This window comes from Algoriphagus aquimarinus, from assembly GCF_007997215.1.
In the GTDB taxonomy this organism is placed as follows: Bacteria; Bacteroidota; Bacteroidia; order Cytophagales; family Cyclobacteriaceae; genus Algoriphagus; species Algoriphagus aquimarinus_A.
In genome coordinates, this window is the sequence record NZ_VORW01000017.1 from 63527 (window position 1) to 85863 (window position 22337).

Annotated in this window: 18 protein-coding genes; 14 read left to right on the forward strand and 4 right to left on the reverse strand. The window is 39.9% G+C overall.

Annotation, left to right across the window (positions count from 1 at the left end):
* Positions 1–30: 30 nt before the first annotated feature.
* Entirely contained in the window at positions 31–1182 is a 1152-nt protein-coding gene (locus tag ESV85_RS17605; RefSeq protein WP_146919926.1) for an ATP-binding protein, read from the reverse strand.
* A gap of 115 nt (positions 1183–1297) precedes the next feature.
* Between ESV85_RS17605 and ESV85_RS17610 the strand changes: the two genes are divergently transcribed.
* The 3 genes from ESV85_RS17610 to ESV85_RS17620 all read left to right on the forward strand — a co-directional run bounded on the left by ESV85_RS17610 (position 1298) and on the right by ESV85_RS17620 (position 4836).
* Positions 1298–2482: a hypothetical protein gene (locus ESV85_RS17610; RefSeq protein ID WP_146919928.1), complete on the forward strand. Its 1185-nt coding sequence runs from the start codon at positions 1298–1300 to the stop codon at positions 2480–2482.
* Between the two features lie 116 nt (positions 2483–2598).
* Positions 2599–3723 carry a hypothetical protein gene (locus tag ESV85_RS17615; protein WP_146919929.1) on the forward strand — a complete coding sequence of 375 codons (1125 nt, stop codon included), beginning with the start codon at positions 2599–2601 and terminating at the stop codon, positions 3721–3723.
* A gap of 9 nt (positions 3724–3732) precedes the next feature.
* Positions 3733–4836, forward strand: coding sequence for a hypothetical protein (locus ESV85_RS17620; RefSeq protein WP_146919931.1), 1104 nt, complete (start codon positions 3733–3735; stop codon positions 4834–4836).
* A gap of 14 nt (positions 4837–4850) precedes the next feature.
* Here the strand turns inward: ESV85_RS17620 and ESV85_RS17625 are convergent, their stop codons facing one another.
* On the reverse strand, positions 4851–5546 hold the full coding sequence (locus ESV85_RS17625; protein ID WP_146919933.1) for a hypothetical protein: 696 nt from the start codon (positions 5544–5546) through the stop codon (positions 4851–4853).
* Between the two features lie 307 nt (positions 5547–5853).
* On the opposite strand from ESV85_RS17625, the gene ESV85_RS17630 reads away from it, so the two are divergent.
* Positions 5854–7014, forward strand: coding sequence for a cellulase family glycosylhydrolase (locus tag ESV85_RS17630; RefSeq protein WP_146919935.1), 1161 nt, complete (start codon positions 5854–5856; stop codon positions 7012–7014).
* A 61-nt stretch (positions 7015–7075) separates the two neighbouring features.
* On the opposite strand, the gene ESV85_RS17635 is transcribed toward ESV85_RS17630, so the two are convergent.
* Positions 7076–8392 (reverse strand): DUF5723 family protein, encoded by a 1317-nt coding sequence (locus ESV85_RS17635; protein WP_146919937.1) that lies wholly within the window; start codon positions 8390–8392, stop codon positions 7076–7078.
* A gap of 84 nt (positions 8393–8476) precedes the next feature.
* On the reverse strand, positions 8477–10477 hold the full coding sequence (locus tag ESV85_RS17640) for a thiamine pyrophosphate-dependent enzyme (protein ID WP_146919939.1): 2001 nt from the start codon (positions 10475–10477) through the stop codon (positions 8477–8479).
* 320 nt (positions 10478–10797) lie between these two features.
* On the opposite strand from ESV85_RS17640, the gene ESV85_RS17645 reads away from it, so the two are divergent.
* The 10 genes from ESV85_RS17645 (at position 10798) to ESV85_RS17690 (ending at position 22317) form a co-directional block, all read left to right on the forward strand.
* The gene (locus tag ESV85_RS17645; protein ID WP_191322047.1) at positions 10798–11892 is read left to right on the forward strand and encodes a hypothetical protein; all 1095 of its coding nucleotides are present in this window, start codon (positions 10798–10800) and stop codon (positions 11890–11892) included.
* 351 nt (positions 11893–12243) lie between these two features.
* On the forward strand, positions 12244–13557 hold the full coding sequence (gene rimO, locus ESV85_RS17650) for a 30S ribosomal protein S12 methylthiotransferase RimO (RefSeq protein ID WP_146919941.1): 1314 nt from the start codon (positions 12244–12246) through the stop codon (positions 13555–13557).
* A gap of 145 nt (positions 13558–13702) precedes the next feature.
* A complete protein-coding gene (locus ESV85_RS17655; protein ID WP_146919943.1) occupies positions 13703–14206 on the forward strand; it encodes a transposase in 504 nt (167 codons plus the stop codon).
* Positions 14207–14444: 238 nt separating this feature from the next.
* The gene (locus ESV85_RS17660; RefSeq protein ID WP_146919945.1) at positions 14445–15047 is read left to right on the forward strand and encodes a hypothetical protein; all 603 of its coding nucleotides are present in this window, start codon (positions 14445–14447) and stop codon (positions 15045–15047) included.
* An 8-nt stretch (positions 15048–15055) separates the two neighbouring features.
* On the forward strand, positions 15056–16057 hold the full coding sequence (locus ESV85_RS17665) for a sensor histidine kinase (protein WP_146919947.1): 1002 nt from the start codon (positions 15056–15058) through the stop codon (positions 16055–16057).
* On the forward strand, positions 16054–16728 hold the full coding sequence (locus tag ESV85_RS17670) for a LytR/AlgR family response regulator transcription factor (protein ID WP_146919949.1): 675 nt from the start codon (positions 16054–16056) through the stop codon (positions 16726–16728). Before ESV85_RS17665 ends, ESV85_RS17670 begins: the two co-directional genes overlap by 4 nt.
* Before the next feature lie 214 nt (positions 16729–16942).
* On the forward strand, positions 16943–18106 hold the full coding sequence (locus ESV85_RS17675) for a toxin-antitoxin system YwqK family antitoxin (protein ID WP_191322048.1): 1164 nt from the start codon (positions 16943–16945) through the stop codon (positions 18104–18106).
* A gap of 247 nt (positions 18107–18353) precedes the next feature.
* Positions 18354–19517: a hypothetical protein gene (locus ESV85_RS17680; protein ID WP_146919952.1), complete on the forward strand. Its 1164-nt coding sequence runs from the start codon at positions 18354–18356 to the stop codon at positions 19515–19517.
* Positions 19518–19790: 273 nt separating this feature from the next.
* Entirely contained in the window at positions 19791–20786 is a 996-nt protein-coding gene (locus ESV85_RS17685; RefSeq protein ID WP_146919954.1) for an adenosine kinase, read from the forward strand.
* A 202-nt stretch (positions 20787–20988) separates the two neighbouring features.
* The gene (locus ESV85_RS17690) at positions 20989–22317 is read left to right on the forward strand and encodes a M16 family metallopeptidase (RefSeq protein WP_146919978.1); all 1329 of its coding nucleotides are present in this window, start codon (positions 20989–20991) and stop codon (positions 22315–22317) included.
* The last annotated feature ends 20 nt before the right edge of the window (positions 22318–22337 follow it).

The following is a 22337-nucleotide window of genomic DNA, read 5'->3' on the forward strand; positions in this document are numbered from 1 at the left end:
TCGACGACTCCACCAGATATGCAAAGGTTGTTAGCCAGAAATCATTTGGATGAAATGAGTAAGTCCAACCACCTGAATGTTTTTTGCCATGGGGTAATTTTCTTCTCTGGGAATTACGACGTGTAATTTTTCTATCCCCAAATCTTCCATTGCTAGATAGGTGCCTTTGGTGAGCTTGGGGCTAAGGCTGAATTTGATTTCAGCAGCTGCAAGCCATTGGTTATTACGCCTAATCAAGAGGTCAATTTCAGAACCGTCTTGCGTACGATAGAAGTACATTTCGTCATCAGATCTCAATACCGCAGCAGTTTGATTGATGACATGAGCTTCCCATGAACTGCCTAGAACGATATTGCCAAAGATGCTTTCCATATTCTTGATCCCAAGCAAGTAGTGTAGCATTCCTGTATCTCGAAAATATAGTTTAGGGGATTTGACGAGCCGCTTTTTTGTATTGACTGACCAAGCGGGTAACTCTCTCATGAGAAATGCATCTAGAAGAAAACTAAGATAAGTTTTGATCGTGGGCGCGGTCAATCCTAATGATTTGGCAAAAGTCGAATAGCTGAGTACTCCTCCATGTACTGAGGCAATCATCATCAAAAATTGCCTTGTCACTCTTGGATCAGCAGGTAGTCCATACTGAGGCAAGTCTCGCTGTATGTAACTCGTGGTGAAGCTGCGGTACCAATCTTGGACAAATTCCGAATCGTTTGACAATGCAGGCTCAGGAAATCCGCCATAAATCCAGAGGTCTTGACTTGTTATTTTCCCAGTGGTTTCCAAAATGGAAAACGGCATCATTTCTAGGTAGTTGATACGACCTGCCAAGCTTTCAGAACTTTGGCGAAGTAAGGTAGGTGAAGCAGAACCGAGTATTATAAATCGTCCTGGTTTTCTGTTTTCATCGATGACAGCTCTCAGTAAGGGGAATATAGCAGGTAGATGTTGGATCTCATCCAGAATAATAGTTTTCTCTTGGTTTTGGGAGAAGAATAATTCAGGATCTTTCAGCTTGTTGATGTCTGAATTTTTTTCTAGATCAAGATATATTGTGTTTAGGTTATTTAGACACTGTTTTACTAAGGTAGTTTTACCAACCTGTCTAGGCCCAACTATTCCAGTCACAGGAAATTGTGATACTGATTTTAGGAATGGTTTCTCTAAGGTTCTATAAATCATCCCTGCAAATCTAAAAATTATTTTTAGATTTGCAGGGATGATTCTATTTTTCTTACATCTCTTGTCCTATAATTCCCGCCTTTCCCGACTAATCATAAAACCTTAACTCTTTGATATGAATAAATCGCATTTCCTGATCCTTACCGCATTTTTTGCCACTATACTTTTCTCCTGTTCCGAAAAGAAAGCTGAATCAACTGAAACTGATCCGTTCAATGAACTTCAGTTTGAGGTCTATGATTCTATCATGGTAAATGTGTTGGAGAATGTGACCATTCTCGATTATCAGGAAAAGTTAGATCAATACCTAATGAAGGAACAGCGCGGAGACAAAGTATTATTGGTGAATGGAAAAGGTGAACTGCTCAAAGAAGTAGCATTGGCGGGAGAGGGACCGAACCAAATTCCGATGATTTGGGAGGGTCGCTTTTTTGGTTCTGATCGGTTAATATTCAAAGAAATGTCAGCGACTATGGATTTCCATGTTTTTGACCGGGATTTCCAGAAAATAGAAAAGATCAAAGGTCCAGCCGTTGGCTTGAATGCAATTTTTATTTCCTTTTTCAGGCAGACTTTTACTACCTGGACGGAAGGCGGAGAGGACTACATTTTGGGAGAGGAAGTGAATTCATATAATCCTGGCGATGTGGATCCGGAAAAAATCGGAGGAGATTTTTACAATGAAGTGAAAACGGGATTTTTGTATAATTCAAGTCAGGACTCTATCAAGTATTTGAGTTTGTATTCTGAAGACTGGGTACCTCGGAAAACCAATAGATGGATCGGCCAAAGCTTTCCATTTTTGTCTTTTGATCCAAAACGTAAAAAAGCAGCTGTTCTTCCTCCGATTGGCGATCAGCTTTTTGTGTACGATTTTGATGGGAATTCATTGATCAATGAAAAAGCTGTAGCCTTATCTCATCCTGATCGTGATCAGGAAATTCCGGATCCTGCTCGTGAAAATCAGCTTTATCCATCTTTTAGCGATGTCAAGACCTTTGGAGAATATCAGTTGGCGATATTTTATACAGCGATTCCAGAAGATGTTTTTATGGAGTATCGGTCTAAAGGAGAGGATTACTACCAAGATCCAGAATGGAGAAAGGCACAAGCGAAATACAGAACTCCGCGATATATCGTAGTCAAAGGAGATCAGCAAATCGGAATCCTTAATGAGCTTCCAGTTGCAGGTGTTGTAAATCTTGGTTTGCCAGACGGTACGCTAATCGTCAAAGCTGCTGACGGGGAAGTAGAGCGGGATTATAATCTGTTTTATAAGGTGAGGTTGGTGGAGGAGTGATAAATAGAAGTTTATCATTTTCCTTTTACAATTATTAACAGGCTAAACATGTGTTAGTTTCTGAAAAATCTTTAGTTTGTCTTACTTATATTTTTGGTTTATAGAGTAAGACACAGATGAAGAATTTATTGTTTTTGGGAATTATCGCCTTTCTATTTGGATGCACCGAGGAGAAATCCTCCTCAGTGCCTAACTACCAAATCTCCTTCAGTGAGGAACTTAGTTTAGATTTCGGCGAAGTGGGCATGTCTTCTGAAGTTCCCTTTTCTATTTCTCCGTTAGATGAGAAGAATGAGTCGTTTTTGGTTTTTAATACTTTCTATAGGCGATTGGATACTGTTTCATTTAGCCCAAAGAAAATGAGGCTGGCACCTGGTTTGGAAATCCCCAAAGAGGGGCCGGGTAGTATTCCTAGTTTTCACACTATTAATTATACAGAACAAGGAATCCTCTTCTTTACAGCCAATGAGTTTTACTATTTCGAAAATGGGGAAACTATAAAGATGAAGATGACTCAGGTTCTTAATGATGGTAGTGGGTCAATGAAGGCTATTGCAGAGGCAGGAGGCAATGGCGTTTTTCAACCGGCTCCATTTAAAGGAGATCATCTTTGCTTGATTATTAAGGATTCAAAGACGGAAAAGTTCTCTTTGATGAAGTATGATTTTGAATCCTTCACAGAAATACCTTTTTCATTTGATTATGAGCAGCTGAATAGACAGAGGATTTCTTTTGAATTTGGTAAAGGATCTACCGTTTCAAATTCTTTTTCTCCTTTTTTAACTTTCGCTGATTCATTGCTGATAGTATCCTATCCGTTTATGAATAAAATAAGTACGGTTGGTTTGGGTGACTTTGAGCAATCAGATTTTCAATATGAGTCCACACTTTTTAAAACCGAAAAGGATCAACCTGAAAAAAATAGTGGGTTCAATGATTGGGAGGAGTTTGTAGAAATAAAAAATAAGTGGGATGATGATGTCAGTTATGGTGTCGTTTACAGGTTGAATGAGCGTTTGATGTATCGAATCGTATTTGAATCTCAAGATGAGTCTCCTAAAAAATTTTTGGAGTTATTCGACAGCTCACTTGAAAAGGTTGGTGAATTTGATCTCACTGCTATTCAGCCAAAACTGAAAGGATTTCATATCACCGCTGAAGGAAAAATCTTGATGCAATCCTCCAAGGATGCTGATGAGGATATATTTAAGTATTACTTAGTGTCTGTTGATCCTCAATAAATTTTTATAATGAAACAAGCAATTAATAGGTTGTTTATACTTGTCTACTTAGGAATTACCATCATGTCCTGTAATAGGAAAATTACTCAGGACCTTCCTCTCGAAATAGTAGGCTACGATACCACTGTGTTTAAAGGAGGTAACTTTAGATATGTTGGGACAAAGTACCGAATGTCGGATCAAAATAATTTTGTACTGATCCACCAAGGCGTAGAGCTGTATTGGTTTGACATACAAAAAGATTCTATGGTCAGGTCTATTAATTTAGACACTACAAATTTGGTATTACCTCAGGTCAATATGCTCCAAGCACTCTATCATGAGGCAGATAGCTCCTTGATTCTTTTTTTTCCTCAACGGAGTAAGATCATTCATTTGGACTCAAATCTTGAAATAGAAAAGGAAGTGAATTTAAGCGGCATCCAAGAATTGACCTATATGTATATGCCTTATGGTCAGGTGTTTTTCTATGATTCAACTAGACAAGAATACTATATAGGAATGTTGAGCGGTAAGCTGGAAGATCATAGGGCATTTTCAAATGAAACAAGATTTGTTGGAGTATTCGATGGGAATTCGGGTAAGCTAAAAACGTCTTTCGGTGAGTTTAGTGAAGAGAGAAAAAAGATAGATGCTTATGTCAATAGCCAAGGTCTTATCAATTTTGATTCCTTTAATGATGAATTCTACATCAGAGAGACGGTTGGTTCTTCTACGGTAAATAAGTATGATGCAGCCGGGAATCTAGAGAATTCCTATGATCTAGGATCATCATTTCTTTCTTATAATATATTCGAAAATAAGGATGGGGAGGAGTGGTTTCAAGCTTCTGTGAGCGATCATAATTATGGGATGAAAGTGGCCAGTACTAACCGAATAGTGTCTTTTGGTATGTTATTTAAAGATGAAAGACGGAATAGGTTAAATCACCAAGGGGTGTTATTTGTGGAGGATCTGGAGAATCAATTAACCTACTCAACACTTGTTGATCCTTTTCAGATGATTCTCTGGGCAAGTGATTCAGAAATATATCTGGTGAGATATCATAAGGAAGTTGAAGAGATGATTTTGGTGAAGGTGAAGTATAAATTTGGGAAATCTATCCAAGACTAATTTGTTAAAGGGGTTTACCTAAACGCATCATATATCACTATTCCCACAGAGCCTGTAATCAGATGAAGCGGGCTTTGGCGGGGACTGTATTCGAATTCTCCATCGCCTTTGTCCGGTAAGAAATTAGTGTCTCCCTTGGTCAGAAAACGCATGCTTCCTCCATCTTGGTAATTGATTCTTAATTCCAGTTTTCCTCCCTCTATTCCCGGAAGTGGAAATTGGATTCCTCCGCCGATCTTATAGGCAAATGCCCAGTCCTGCATGTCTTTACCTGCTTCCACCACATCTTCAAAAATGGATGGGCGAATTTTAAATCTGGAGTAGAGGTAATTTGCGCCTGCTTGGATCTCAATAAATGGTGTTAGTTTGCTGGTCAGGGAAGGTAAGTATCGGAATACTGTCATGCCGGAAGTATAATTATTGTTTCTTCTGATCCTGTAATCAACTGTATACCCAGGGTAAAGATCGTCTCGCACCTCTACTTTGGTACCATAGATTCCATAGCTCAATTCCATTCCCACTTGGATAGGTTGTGCATAGAATTCATACAGTAGTATTCCGGATAGGGATGGGAAAAATGTTTTATCCACTTCTTGCTTTAGATTGGATGCAGGGAATCCGCCATTGAGATGCCCTCCGGCTATGAAAAATTGCGCTTGTAGACTTGTGGCGCTGGCTATAAAAAGAAGAATGAGTAAGGATTTCCGCATGAGCTTAGAGTTAGTTATGTAAATCCGCAATCGCACCAGTAAAGGCCTAAAAGCGACTTCTAATATGGTAAAAGTTGGCATTTAGGCCACTTCGGTCATCGGTCATCGGTCTTCCGTCCTGTAAAGCAAAGAAACTATCGCTACTGGCAGCGTTTAGGATAATCATACAGTTAGTTATGCATACGGGATAAATAGGTGGGTTTGTTTAGCGAATTCCAAAAAAATAAAGAAGAAGCCATCTATGTATTGTCTTCTGTTGGTTTGACTGACTTTAGTAACTTAATGATGTCAAACCTAAAACTAACCCATGAATACCTCAGATTCCCGCAGGGATTTTCTAAAGAAATCCGCCTTGCTTGGTACAGGACTTAGCTTAGCTGCTAGTACTTCGCTTCAGGCTTTTGCCGAAGTTGCCAAGTCCAAAAACAAACTACCTGCCTGGAAAGGCTTTAACCTACTCGACTTTTTCTCAGATCATCCAGATCGAGGTAGGCCGACCAAACCAGAATACGTGAAATGGATTGCTGATTGGGGATTTGATTTTGCCCGCATTCCTATTTCCTATCCAAGCTATTTGGATATAGATCGCTCGCGTCCGATTCGTCCAGATGAAGTGTTGAATTTTGACGAAAGTCGCTTGGAGAAAGTGGATGAGCTAGTAGAGCGATGCATTTCCCAAGGATTGCATGTGAGCTTAAATCTTCATCGTGCTCCTGGATTTTGCATCAATGCAGGTTTTGTAGAACCCTATAATCTCTGGAAGGATCAGGAAGCTCTGGATGCATTCTGTGCGCACTGGGAAATGTGGGCAAATCGGTACAAAGGAATCTCCAAAAAGAAATTGAGCTTCGACTTAGTGAATGAACCTTATCAGCGGCTCGATCCAAATGATCAGCATAGTCCCGGAGGGCCTGTAAATGTAGCGGATTATCATCGGGTGGCCGAAGCAGCTTTAGATACCATCAAATCCGTGAAGAAATCCCGATTGGTGATTGCTGATGGAAATGGTGGAGGAGGGACAGCCATGCCTGAGTTGGCGGATTTGGAGCTGGCGCAAAGTTGTCGCGGATACCATCCTTTTCCAATATCACATTACAAAGCCGGATGGGTATATAAGGATCCGGAAAGCGTTCCGCCAGTGGATTGGCCATTGACACAGGGAGAAAGGATTTTAGATATTGAGGAAATCAGGAGGTATTATGCTCCTTGGAAAGCTTTGGTCGATCAGGGGATCGGAGTGCATTGTGGAGAATGCGGTTGCTATAATGAAACGCCTCATGACGTGTTCCTAAGCTGGTTCGGTGATGTGTTGACGGTATTAAAAGAAAATGGAATTGGCTTCGGGATCTGGGAATTCTCAGGGACTTTCGGAGTATTGAATTCCGGCCGAAAAGATGTCCAGTATGAAGATTGGTACGGAGAGAAACTGGATCGGAAGTTTTTGGAATTGCTTCGGGCTCAGATTTAAATAAAAAAGGGGCAGATGAATTATCAATTTCATCTGCCCCTTTCTTGTGATGGAAGCCTCCTTATTTATAGAGTGGTATTTTAAAACCCACATACACATCAGCACTTCTGGAGGTTTTGGAGATCAGATTGGTGAAAATTGAGCCTGAACCTACCATGAGTGGCCCCGCACGTAAGCCAAATCCCCATGCGATGCTAGAATCATATTTACGGAAAGAGACGGGGCTGTAGACAGAAATCCATCGCATCTCAAATCTAGGAGTAAGCGTGAAAGAGTTGATGATATTGCTTACAGGGACTTGATCAAGTTTTTTGACGGATATGGCTCCTTGCGCACTGACAAAGAACTTGTTGGTAATAGGATAATCAGCAAATACCTGAATAGCTGTAGGCAATCCCATCTTTGTTTTCTCTATCGTCTCCGTACTGGAGTAATTTTCATCAAGAACCTCATCCAAGTCTTTGTTTTCAAACTCACTTGCATCAATTGTCGCATTCATGTCATAGCGAAAGTTGCTAGCGCCGCTGTAGTTGATCGCGCCTATGTCAGTCACCGAGATGCCTACTCGCAATTTGTATGGTACTTGATAATATTCTCTGTCACCTCGGAGTTCATAGACTACGCCTAGATCCGCGCCAAAACTGGAGGTAATATCTGAGAAACTGATATTTTCCGAATCGAATTCTGAGGTATAACCATAATTGAGATTACCCGAAGTGTTCAAGGTATTGGAGGATGAATTGAAATTTGCACCAAGCTGAGGACTGAATCCAAATACCCCACCGGCTCCTCCAAGGTATTTTAGCGTAGCGCCAGCTTTCAGAAAATGATCCTTATTTTCCAAAACAACCCTTCCATAGGTCAGTCCTACTTCTGCCCAAGCATGTACTACGCCCGACGTGTTTTCCATGGATATATTGAAGTTGTCTACACCTTGGCTACCATTGGCAACTTGATACAAATCTCCGCCCAGATTATGAATATTAAAGAAGCCCCGAACCCGGGTAGTGAGAGCAAGACTGTTTTTAGAATTTATATTGAAAAGGGCAGATGGCCCGAGAATATCTATGTTTCCAAAGAAATTATTGTTGTCTAAAGGATTCGTATCCGTATCCGAATCGAAATCAAAGCCATCTGAGAAACCTCCAATATCACTGACATCGATACTTATAAAATCATTTCCTACAAATGCACTTGTGGAGATGAGGTTGATTTCTAATCGCATTCTTGAATCAGCAGCATTTGCAGGGTTGATCAGTACGGATTGTATGCCGCCGTAATTGCCAACAGTGCTACCGATGTAGGATTGGGCTGCTAAATTCCCAGATAGGATTAGTGAGAAAAAAGTAAGAGTGAATAGTGAAAAGTGTGATTTCATAATAGATGGGATTTAGAAGGTATTATCTGACAAGCAAAAAATAAAGCAGAACAAAATAATTGAAAATGCGCTCGAAATGCAATTCTAATAGACTGAAAGTTGAGTCAATTTAGTTTTGAAACGCTCCACAGGCAGAAACTGCTTTTCCAAGTTTGGAGCAAAAGGAACTGGCGTATCTAAGCTCCCTTCTCGCATCACGGGCGCATCTAAGTATTCAAAACAATGTTCTGAAATCCAAGCACAAATTTCTGCGCCGACTCCGCCAGTCAGACAGTCTTCCTGAAGAAAGATAACTTTCCCGGTCTTTTTCACTGTGGCTTTTACAGACTCTTTGTCCCAAGGTAGAAGTGTTCGCAAATCCAAAATATCAGCAGAAATACCAAGTTCTTCCGCGGCTTTCAGCGCCCAATGAACACCCATCCCATAGGTGATTATGGAAACCTGGCTTCCTTCTTTTACCAAATTTGCCTTTCCAATTTCCACCGTGTAAAACTCGTCTGGGATCTCAGCACTGATGGATCTATACATTCCCTTATGTTCAAAATAGAGATAAGGGTTTGGGTCTTCCAAAGCAGCATTTAGCAAGCCTTTGGCATCGTATGGATTGGAAGGATAAACGATTTTAAGCCCGGGAGTATGGAAGAACCAAGCTTCGTTGGATTGGGAATGGAAAGGTCCGGCAGACATCCCGGCTCCAGTTGGCATGCGGATCACTACATCTGCTTGCTGTCCCCAGCGGTAATGGATCTTAGCTAGATTATTTACTATTTGATTGAATCCTACCGATACAAAGTCTGCGAATTGCATTTCTACCATGGCTTTGTAGCCCTTGATGGAAAGTCCCAGTCCAGTTCCTATAATTGCGCTTTCGCAAAGCGGTGTGTTGCGAACACGATCCGCTCCGAATTGAGCTTTGAAACCATCAGTAATTTTGAAAACTCCCCCGTATTCACCTATGTCTTGTCCCATGAGGATGAGGTTCGAATACTTTTCAATGGATTGTCGCAATGCATCTGAAATCGCATCGACGAGCCGCTTTTCAGACTTGGGGCTATTTGCTGATGGGAAAATGACTTCCTGAGAAAATGGCGCATAGACATCCGCTAGCTCAGTTTCTAAGTCTGGGGAAATGGCCTCCTCAGCGAAGGCAACTTCCAAGGCATCGTTTATCGCTTTTTTGACTTTTTTGTTAATGCGTTCCTTTGTCTTCTCATCCAAGACGCCATTTTCTTCCAAATAGCGCTCGTAGTTTTCCACGGGATCCAGTTTGCTCCAATCTTCCATGAGCTGTTTTGGGACATATTTTGTCCCAGAAGCTTCCTCATGTCCTCTCATCCGAAAAGTGATTGCTTCTACGAGCACTGGACGTGGATTTTGACGGATATCTTCCGCTAGACTTTTGATTGCTGTATAGACTTCAAGTACATTATTTCCCTGAATTCGAATGGCTTCCATTCCATATCCAAGGCCTTTATCAGTGAAGTTTTTGAATGCAAATTGCTCTTCGCTAGGCGTGGAAAGCCCGTAGCCATTATGCTCTATGACAAAGATCACCGGCAATTTCCAGACGGCAGCCACATTTAATCCCTCATGAAAATCACCTTCCGAACTTGCACCATCTCCCGAAAAAACAACCGTCACTTTCTTTTCATCTGAAAGCTTATCTGCCAAAGCGATTCCATCTGCAATGGCTAACTGAGGTCCAAGATGTGAGATCATCCCTACGATATGATGCTCGATTGAGCCAAAGTGAAAGGAGCGGTCACGGCCTTTGGTGAAACCTGAAAGCTTTCCCTGAAATTGTGCAAACAGTCGTTCCAGTGGCATATTTCTCCCAGTGAAAATCCCGAGATTTCTATGCATAGGAAGGATGAACTCATCAGCTAGAAGGGCATTGACAACTCCGATGGAAATTGCTTCCTGACCCCAGCCACTAAACCATTTGGATATTTTGCCTTGGCGTAAGAGAATGAGCATCTTTTCCTCAATCCTGCGAGGTATGATGAGCGATTCGTATAGTTCGATCAGTTTTTTGTCCGATAAATCTTTACGATCGAAAGCTAAAATTGGGGTAGTGGTTTCCATAGATTGGTGATTTCCATTCTAAGTTACAGGAAGGAAGCAAAAAGCCAAAGGATGAATCCGCGCCCTGCAAAAGGGCCCCGACGTTAATCGGGGCGAAAAATAAATGCAAGGAGTTAAAAAGTTTGCTGTACGTCTCAAAAGTAGTAAAACGCGGTTGCCCCAACTCATGAAGCGAGTTAAGCTTAGTTTAACATTACGTTGCAGGAAATGATCTTTAGATAATATTGGACTTTCGGATAAAAAAAAATGGGTGTTAATAGGCTGATGTCCAAAAGAAACTGGAAATTAGAAATATTACCAAAACCCGAAAACCTGAATTTATGAACCTTAAGTCCACCGCATTAATAGCCTTTTTATTTCTTTTCTCTGCTTTTGCTTCCTTTTCCCAAACTGCACGAAAGACTGAGGTCAGTATCTCTGAAGGGAAATTCTACATCAATAATGAATTGACCTATTCGGACAGAAATTGGAAAGGAAATCCAATTGAAGGTTTGTTGATGAATTCCAGAATGGTGCAAGGAGTGTTTGACGACTTGAATGCCGAGACTGTCAAAAACTGGCAATATACTGACACCAAAAAGTGGGATGCAGATCGGAATACGGATGAGTTTGTGGCGAATATGTCTATTTGGAAGTCGTATGGGCTTTTATCATTTACGCTGAATCTACAAGGAGGAAGCCCTTATGGCTATTCACAGAGTCAGCCTTGGATCAATTCCGCATATACAGAAAGTGGAGAACTGATACCAGCCTATTTCAAACGACTGGAGCGGATTTTGGATAAAGCAGATGAATTGGGAATGGCTCCCATGCTAGGGTTATTTTACTTTGGACAAGATGAAAATCTCGCTGATGAACAAGCTGTCATAAATGCTGTGAGCAATGTGATTGATTGGTTGCACAGCAAGGACTATAGGAATGTGCTAATCGAAGTGAATAATGAATGTAATATTCGCTACGATCATCCAATTCTCCAGCCTGAGCGAGTTCATGAATTGATAGAGCTGGTGAAAAGCAAGGAGAAAAATGGCTATAGATTTCTAGTGAGCACCAGCTATGGTGGAGGTGAGGTGCCGAAGGAAAATGTAGTGAGAGCTTCTGATTATATTTTGCTTCATGGAAATGGCGTAAAAGATCCGAATAAGATTATCGAGCAGGTGGAAGCGACGCGCAAAGTGAATGGATATACGAATAAACCAATCGTTTACAATGAGGACGATCACTTCAATTTTGATCAGGATTTAAACAATTTTACCGCTTCAGTTTCTGCCTATGCATCTTGGGGATACTTTGATTACCGCATGAAAGACGAGGGATTTGAAGAAGGTTATCAAAGCGTGCCGGTTGATTGGGGGATCAATTCTGAGCGGAAGAAAGGTTTTTTTGAGTTGCTGAAGGAGATTACAGGGTATTGAGAGAATTTGAAATTTGCGTAAAGAATGCAAGAGGTTCTTTTTACCGCAGAGCCGCTAAGTTCGCAGAGAAGAATCGCAAAGAGTAGGAATTGTTTGTTGTACAAATCGTTTATAACTCTTTTTAAGCCTTCTACTATTGAAATACTAACCTTTGCGTTTTCCTTCGTGTTCTCAGCGACTTTGTGGTAAAAGATAAAAATCAACGCTTTTAGTATTCAAGAGCAATCGCTTCTTGTCTCCCGATGTCGGTAGCTAATAATTTTTCAATCTTTTAATTTTCCAATTTTCCAATTCAAAATTTCGCTTCGCACTTTTTTGTCTACCTTTGCAGCCTCAAAATGTAGGAAAACTGTGAAAGCGAGAACGTTAAAAAAAGACAAAGTCAATATTGTAACCATGGGTTGCTCCAAGAATCTTGTTGATTCGGAAGTGTTACTTACCCAGCTTCGAGGTAACGGCATCAACGCCAGCCATGAGTCTGGTACGGATGACAATAACATCATCATTATCAATACTTGTGGGTTTATCGACAATGCAAAGCAGGAGTCAATTGATACTATTTTGCAGTACGTGGAGGCCAAAGAGCAAGGTTTGGTGGATAAAGTCTATGTGACGGGATGTCTTTCGCAGCGCTACAAAGATGATCTGGAGAAGGAAATTCCTCAGGTCGATGCATTTTTTGGTACCAGGGATTTGCCAGCTATTTTGAAGAAATTCAAAGCAGATTATAAGCATGAGTTGGTTGGAGAGCGTCTGTTGACTCACTCTTCTCACTATGCTTATATGAAGATTTCCGAAGGTTGTGATAGACCTTGCTCTTTTTGCGCTATTCCTATTATGCGTGGAGGTCACATTTCCAGACCGATTGAAGAATTGGTGAAAGAGGCTCAGCATAAAGCAGCTGGCGGAACGAAAGAGTTGCTTCTGATCGCTCAGGATTCTACTTATTACGGATTGGATATCTACAAAAAGAGAAATCTTGCTGAGTTGATGCGAAGACTTTCTGATGTAGAGGGGATCGACTGGATTCGCTTGCATTATGCCTATCCAACTGGTTTCCCGATGGATGTGATTGAGGTGATGAAAGAGCGTGACAATATCTGTAATTACCTAGATATTCCTTTGCAGCACGGTTCTTCAGATGTATTGAAGGCGATGCGTCGCGGTACTACGCGTGAGAAGCAGGAGAGTTTAATCCATAATATCCGCGATATTTTACCAGATATCGCTATCCGTACGACGCTGATCGCTGGTCATCCAGGTGAAGGCGAGAAAGAATATCAGGAAATGGTTGACTTCGTGGAGCGAATGAAATTTGAGCGTCTTGGAGTGTTTACTTATTCTCACGAAGAAAGTACGCATGCTTATACGATGGAAGACAACATTCCGCAGGAAGTAAAACAAGAGCGTGCAAATAATCTGATGGAGATTCAAGAGCAGATTTCTTATGATCTGAATCAGGAAAAAATCGGCAAGTCTTTCAAAGTATTGATCGACAAAAAAGAAGGTGGTCACTTCGTAGGTCGTACAGAATACGATTCTGTTGAAGTGGATAATGAAGTGTTGATTGATGCTTCAAAATTCTATTGCCGAGTAGGAGACTTTGTAAATGTGAAAGTAACTGATGCGACAGAGTTTGATCTGTATGCGACGGTGGAGGAGTAGGTGACGTTATGCTGCTTCTCCAGAAGCAGCATTTTTATTATTTTTAAAGTTCAGTGTGCAACTGACTTCATATTATTTGTGAACTAATTTTTAAACTTTAATAATGAGGCCATTTCAAGTTTCTGATTAGCATGCAGTTTATTTTTTGACATTAACGATTGTCGACTGGATAGATGTTTTTACAAGGAAAGAATACAAGCTAGAAGTTGTTGATAGCCTAAATTTCTGCGTTGAGAGAAAGGGATTAGAGATTTTTGCTTGGTGCTTAATGAGCAATCACCTCCATTTGTTATGTAGATCAAAAGAGGCTTTTAGATTAAGTGATACTATTCAAGATTTTAAAAAATTCACTGCAAGAAAGATTTTAGCCAGTATGGAAAGAGAATCAATTGAATCCAGAGCAGCATGGATTTTGAAAACTTTTAAGGAAAAGGGAGCAAATCAAAATAGAATAACTAATTATAAGTTTAGGGTTGATGGATTGCATACAGTAGCAATAGAATCAAATCATTTTTTGGAACAGAAACTGCATTACATTCATCAAAATCCGGTTGAAGCTATGATTGTAGATGAACCAGAGGAATATTTGTTCAGCTCCGCGAGAGATTATGCAGGTAGAAAAGGTTTGGTAAAAGTAGAATTGTACTAGTTCTTAGAGTACTGCTTCTGGAGAAGCAGCACAACGGAGGTATCAAAATTTCAGAGTGTAAGTCCAGCTTCTCAAGAAGCAGCATTTTTTTATGTACTCCGGATTTCGAAGAACCCAAAAAGTCTAATTCGCTAAAATCACCTGTTCGTCTGGATATTTGCTGTGTTCATAGAGATTTTTTTCTCGACATTAGTTAATTAGTCAATTTGAGCCTGTTAACAACTCAAATACTCTAATTATGCAAAAAGCAAAATCAATCCTCGCGTTTGGACTTCTGGTCGTCTTATTGAATTCCTGTGTGTATTCACTTTTCCCTATTTACACTGATGACACGCTGGTGTATTTTCCCGAATTAATTGGTCGATGGGAGATGGATGATGAAGATTATATTGAATTTAGCAATGCTTCATCCGGACCTAGTTTTTTTGGAAGTTCATCCGAATCCACCGACTTATCTAAAAATAAAGCATACTCTATTGAGATTATGGATGGTGAAGAATTAATGGCGTTTGTCGGACATATTGCTAAAATTGGCAATGACTTATTTCTTGATCTGTATCCTGACGATCCTTATTCTAATGGATCAACACTTTCAAACGTGATTCCAGTCCATACTTTTGTTAAGTTGAAATTCAGCGGTAAGCAATTATACTTGACTTCCTTTGATCTGGAAAAACTGAATAAGCTTTTTGAAAGTAATCTCATCCGCCTGAGACATGAAAATGTGGATGGAACAATTCTGATTACAGCTCAGCCTAAGGAAATTCAGAAATTTATCGATCGATATTCTGATGACGAATCGGTGTTTGAGGAAACGGAGAAGTACAAAAGAGCTAGCTAATCAATCCTATGGTCAAGCTTATCAATTCGAAATGGTTTCAGCATCCGGTTTTTTGGATGCTTTCCATTTATGCAATCGGAAGTTATTTTTCTATTTCCAATGTCTTCAAGTTCATAGATGTATTTTATGGTTTGCTGTTTCATGTGCCATTGTTCTTTCTGGTTTATGTCAATTTGAGAGTGCTGATTCCTAGATTTCTTGATCAGGGCAAATATCTCATATACTTCCTAAGCATTCCGTTGCTTTTACTCGCTACCTATGCATTTCATGAACTGACGTTTGAGGTGATGTTTCCGTTGATGGATTCGGATTTTTACATGGTTTCATTTACTGAGTGGCAGGTCTTGGTGAGTATTTTTACGATTTATTTGATCTTGACTACGCTTATTAAGTTGTCCAAATCCTGGTACACGCTGCAGCAGGTAGAGAAAGAGAAATTATCCCTAGAACTCAATTCGCTGAAAACTCAGATTAACCCTCACTTTCTATTTAATAGCCTGAACAGCATTTATTCACAGGCTTTGGCCAAAAGCGACCAGACTTCAGAAACGGTGTTGGAGCTTTCTAATTTGCTTCGCTACATGTTGTATGAGGTGGAAGAGGATAAGGTGCCTTTGGTGAAGGAAGTGGAAATGCTGGAAAATTACATCGAGTTGCAAAAGCTTAGATTGGAAGAGGGGTCCAAAGTCGGGTTTACTTTGGAAGGTGAATTAGAAGGGGTGGTGATTGCACCCCTGTTGTTATTTCCCTTGGTGGAAAATGCTTTCAAACATGGGAAGAAAGACGATTCTAAACAGGAATTTATTGATATCCGACTGAAAGTGGATACAGCTATCTCTTTTTCAATCAAGAATAAACTGGGCCAGATCGATGACATGGAAAAAGGGAAATATGGAGGCATTGGTCTAGAAAACGTGAAAAGAAGACTGGAACTTATTTATCCTAATTCTTATGAATTAGAGATTTTAAAAACCGAAACAGAATTTCAAGTTAACTTGACGCTCGTATGATCCGATGTGCAATCATAGATGATGAACCGCTTAGTCGGGATGTTTTGAGACAATTTATCTCTGATCATCCAGATCTCATTTTGGCTGGAGAGTATAAAGATGCATTGGAATCAATTAATGGTTTAGAAACCAATCCGGTTGACTTATTGCTTTTGGATATCAATCTTCCAAAGCTTTCTGGTATCAATTTTTATAAAACTCTGGTAAACAAGCCACTTGTGATTTTCACGACAGCTTATCCGGAATTTGCCTTGGAGGGGTTTGAGCTTAATGCTGTCGATTATTTGATGAAGCCCATTCCTTTTGACCGCTTTTTGCAAGCCATTCAGAAAGTAAAAGAACGGCTGAAGACTCAGCAGGATTCGCCTGAGTACATTATGCTAAAGGTGGATAAGAAGTTATATCGGACTGCGTTTGAGGATATTTTATTTTTCGAGGCTTTTGGAGATTATGCTAAAGTGTATTTGGAAAGTCAGGTGTTGATCATTACTTCGACGATGAAAAAAATGGAGGCAGAATTACCAAAGGAGCTTTTCGTCAGGACCCATAAATCTTATATTATTAATACTTCCAAAGTGGAATTTATCGAAGGGAATCAGATCAAAATCCGAGGTAAAATGATTCCTATTGGAATGAGATATCGTGAGAATCTACTGAAACAATTAAATTGAAAAAGCATGATTTATAGTAGATAAATTTTCTAATAAGTTCGTAATAAGCTAATTATCAATTTATTTTTTGAGTATAGGCAAGAGTTTTTTAACTTGATAATGTTTTAATCTTATCCATATGTTAGCCATCGTTTTTTCTATATTATTTAGCCTTTTTTTACAATTTGAAACAGAGCAGCACTATTATTATTTTGGGAGTTCTAATCTAATTGGAGTGGGGAATCTCGACCAGGGAAAGAAATGGGGAGAGTGGAAAGTTTATTCCAAAATCAATCCTGAGACTACTGACAATTCCATTTTTGACGAAGCAGATCCAAAGGTTTTCGACAAACAATTCAATCAAGAGTTTCCTATGTTTATTATTAATTTTTCTGATGATTTACCAAATGGTATTTTTCAGGAAAATTATCCTGGTGGATCGATTAAAAGCTTGGCATTTTTTGAGGATGGAGAGTTGATGAATGGTTATAAGGAGTTTTATGAAAATGGAGAAAAAAAATCCACTGGGCAATTAGATAAGGGAAAAAGGGTTGGAGATTGGCAGGAGTATTTTGAATCAGGTCAGATAAAGTCTTCAATTGCCTATGTCGAGGGAATAGTTGAAGGGAATGCACTTTACTATTATCCTGATGGCCTCTTGGAATTCAAAATGTCGTATGCACAAGGCGAACCCAATGGGTTATATGAGGCTTATTTTCCAGATGGAGAGATTAAAGAAAAAGGAATATTCAAAAATGGAAACCCTGAGGGGGAATGGTTAAGTAAAAATTCAGATAGGAAAATTGAAATTCAAGGTAGCTTTCAGGAAGGGGTTCGATCTGGTGAATGGCTTGAGCAGGTGGATATAATCCCGGAATATTTTAGAAAAGGAAACTACACTAAAGGCATGAAGGAAGGAGAGTGGTTTGTGCTTGATAGTAATGGAGAAATTTTGCAATCTGAAAAATATCAAAATGGAAACTTGGTTTCTGTAATTGAGATTCGTCATGCAGAGAAACTTAAAAGGCCGGAAATTGTAAACAATGGAAAAGGCCAACGGATTTATATTAATAAGGACGGATTTATCCAGGCAAAAGGAAAGATCACTAAGGGGCAAAGAGTTAGAAAATGGTTTTTTTATTATCCAAATTCGAATAACCTAGTTTCTACAGGAAGATTCGAAGATTCAGAAAAAAGAGGAGTTTGGGATTTTTATAGTTTCGAAGGAGAACTAATTGATCAGATTGAGTATAGACCCGAATATATTCCTAGTGATGAAAGTACTACTATACCATCCCAGTCAAACTTTAATCCATATAAAACAAATCCTAACGATAGTGCATTAGGTTCTGCCCAGAAAGAATTTCACCCTTTAAACTTTAAAAATCGGGTCCATTGATCCCTTTGGAATGATTAATTATTAACTATTTTTTTAATAGTTTAGATTTCACTTTAGGATAGTACTTCAGTTTTATTGAAATTCACATATTGGCATTTGCTTGATTTTTGCCCTTTGAACTACTTCCCGTATTTTAGCATTCTAAAATCACCCGAATGAAATCGAGCACCACTAGGAAGTCAGACGCAGGGATGAGTATGTCACTTGCGAGATTCCATGAGGCAATTGAAGAACAAATAATAATCTCATGAATTTGATCGAAGTCACCACAGCTGCCCATCAGAAAGAGTTTATCGAGATGGCCGTCAGGTTGTATAAAAATGAAAAGAATTGGATTCGGCCTCTTGATGCAGATATCGAGGGGCTTTTTCACAAGGAAACCAATAAGCTTTTTAGAAATGGAGCAAAGTCTAAGCGCTGGCTTTTGCAAAATGACAAAGCAGAAACCATCGGACGTGTAGCTGCCTTCATCAATCCAAAGATGAAGGAAAAGCAACCTACGGGTGGATTGGGCTTTTTCGAGTGTATCAACGATCAGGAAGCAGCATATTTACTTTTTGACACGGCGAAAGCTTGGCTGGAAAGCGAAGGAATGGAAGCCATGGACGGCCCGATCAACTTTGGCGAGCGCGACAAATGGTGGGGATTGCTCGTAGATGGATTCACTGAGCCGAACTATAATATGCCTTGGAACTTTGGCTATTATCAGAAATTTTTCGAGGATTACGGGTTTCAGATTTACTTCAAGCAATTTACCTACGCCAGGCCTGTACAGAACTTGGGCTTTGATGATAAAATGAAAGCCCGAGCAAAAGTAGTCATGGACAATCCTGATTATGAATTCCATTACTTGAAAGGAAAGGAGCTAAAAGAAAAAGCACCAGAGTACTTCATGACTGTGTATAATAAAGCTTGGGCCAGGCACATGGGCAAATCACTTGCACTAAAAGAAGCACAGATGATGTTTGCCAAGATGAAACCAATCATTGACGAAAAGCTGATCTACTTTGGTTTTTATAAAGGAGAGCCGGTTTCATTCTTTATCCAGATCCCGGAAATTAATCAGATCTTCAAGCATGTGAATGGCAAGATGGATCTGATTGGTAAACTCAAATTTCTATGGTACAAAACCTTTTCACCGCCTAACAAAATGCTCGGTTTGGTGTTTGGAGTAGTGCCGGAGCATCAGGGAAAAGGTGTGGAAAGTGCGATGATCATCACTTACGACAAGATGAGTGGCAAGCCAGATTTCCAATACAAAACTATTGAGATGAACTGGATAGGGGATTTCAATCCAAAGATGATGCGTGTTTGCGAACAGCTTTTGGCAGATATTTACAAGACGCACCATACCTATAGATTCTTATTTGACAGAGAGAAGCCTTTTGAAAGACACCGTATCTTCGATTGACGATATACGAAGTACGAGATTCAAAGTAGTATTTGACCCTATTTTCCAATTCTATCATTTCGAATGGTGAGCAAGATACAATTTGACTGGTGTCAGTCCGAGCACCTGCAAGACGAAAGTCTGAAGGCAAGAGGACGATTTCTTAATGACTTCGACTTCGCTCAGTCTGACATGTTCCACCTTTCAACTTTACCGCCTTTGAAACCCAATCTTCCAATCCGCCACGGCGGACTAGTTTTTAAAATATTTCAATTTTCCAATACAGAATAAAAAATGAAAAAATACGACGTAACCGGCATTGGAAATGCCTTAGTAGATATAGAGTTCAAAGTAAAAGATCAGTTTTTTGCTGACAATGGCGTAGAGAAAGGATTGATGACTTTGGTAGATGAGGATCGCCAAAATGCATTGATGCAAGTCATCAATACCGAGCAAGCAAAGAAGCAGTGTGGTGGATCAGCTGGAAATACAGTGATTGCACTTTCGCAGTTTGGAGGGAAATCCTACTATTCCTGTAAGGTTGCCAATGACGAACTAGGTCATTTCTACATGAATGACATGAATGACGCTGGAGTTTCACACAATCTGAATGAAAGCAATTTAGCGGAAGGAATAACCGGTAAATGTCTGGTAATGGTGACCGAAGACGCCGAGCGTACCATGAATACATTTTTGGGAATCACTGAGACCTATTCCACTGCAGATGTAGATGAAGTAGCGATCAAAGATTCGCAGTATTTATATATAGAAGGTTATTTGATTACTTCTGAGAACGGGAAGCAAGCGATGATTCATGCAAAGAAAACCGCTGAAGAAAATGGTGTAAAAGTAGCCTTGACTTTTTCTGATCCAGCGATGGTGAAGTATTTCAAGGATCCGATGGCAGAAGTGATCGGAGCAAGTGTGGATTTGCTTTTTGCAAATGAGGAAGAAGCGATGACTTTCACTGGCAAAGACAATTTGCTGGAGGCTCGTGAAGAGTTGAAAAAAGTAGCCAAGCACTTTGTGATTACCCAAGGTAAAAACGGCGCAATGATCTTTGATGGAGATACCTTTATTGATATTGAACCTTATGCTACTACGGCGATTGACAGCAATGGAGCAGGCGATATGTTTGCAGGAGCATTTATGTATGGTATTACTAATGGCCATAGTTATGCTTCGAGTGGGAAACTTGCATCGATGGCTAGTTCGAAGATCGTAAGTCAATATGGTCCAAGATTACAATGGCATGAAGCGAAGGATATTTTGGCAAAGCTAAATCCATAAAATAAGGCCCTGAAATTGATTTTTCAGGGCCTTATTTTTTATTAAAATTTTATCCTAAATTTTTAGATTACAATTAATAGTATTTTTTTAGGGTAAAATTGTGTCGAATGGTTATATCAGCGTTGAATTAGGCTTTTGAAAAGACTGCACTGATAGATCTTCTTCCAGATTAAAGAATGAGAATAAAATCCAATATACTATGATGAGAAAACTTACTGCTTTGGGGTTAGTGGCAGGGATGCTAAGCGTCCCGGCTTTTTCACAAACCAAAATTGAGTTCAAGGAATTTGACTTGGACAATGGTCTGCATGTAATCATGCACCAAGACAATACCACGCCAATCGTGGTGACTTCAGTTCTTTACCATGTAGGCTCTAAGAATGAGCAGCCAGACAGAACTGGTTTTGCACACTTTTTTGAGCACCTGATGTTTGAAGGAACTGAGAATATCGACCGGGGAGAATACATGAATATTATTCAGGCACACGGTGGTACGCTGAATGCCTACACGTCAAATGATATTACTTATTATTATGAGTCATTGCCTTCCAATGAATTGGAGCTCGCACTTTATATGGAAAGTGAGCGTATGCTTCATTCTAAAGTGGATATGACGGGAGTGGAGACTCAGCGCGAAGTGGTAAAAGAAGAAAAGCGTCAGAGCTATGATAACAGACCTTACGGAAGTATTCTAATCGAAACTCTGAAAAGATCTTATACTGAGCATCCTTACCGTTGGGCGCCAATTGGTTCTTTGGATGATTTGAACGCAGCTTCCATTGAAGAATTCCAGCAGTTCTACAAGGATTTCTATGTGCCAAACAATGCAACTTTGACCATTGCCGGAGATATAGATTACAAGACGACGGAAGAGTGGGTGAAAAAATACTTCTCTGAAATCCCTAAGGGTACGAAAGCGATCTATAGACCTGATATAAAGGAGCCAAAGAAAACTGCTGAGATCAGAGATATCATCTATGACAATATTCAGATTCCTGCGGTGATTCAGGCGTACAATCTTCCTCCTAAAACGGATGAGGATTCTTATGCCATGTCTATGCTTTCTACTTACCTGACAGGCGGGAATTCTTCCTTGATGACCAAAGAGTTGGTAGATAAGCAACAAAAGGCTCTAGCATTGGCTGCGATTCCATTGGATTTGGAAGACGGTGGCATTTTTATCATGTATGGAATTACCAACATGGGCGTAGAACCAAAGGATCTGGAAACAGAAATAGATAAGTTGATCAAGCAGGTGCAGGATCAGGGAATCTCAGACAAGGATTTTGAGAAGCTTCAGAATATCATGGAGAATAATATCGTGAGTGGAAACTCTTCAATGGCAGGAGTAGCTGAAAACCTTGCGGAGGCTCACGTGATTTACGGTGATACACAGTACGTGAATAAGGTGATGGAAGCATACGGTAAAGTGACAAAGGCTGATCTTCAGAGAGTAGCCAAAGAGTATTTGACACTAGACGGTCGCGTAGTTTTGTATTATTTGCCAAAGGCAGCTGAACCAGCTCAGTAATTGATTCACCTTATTAATCG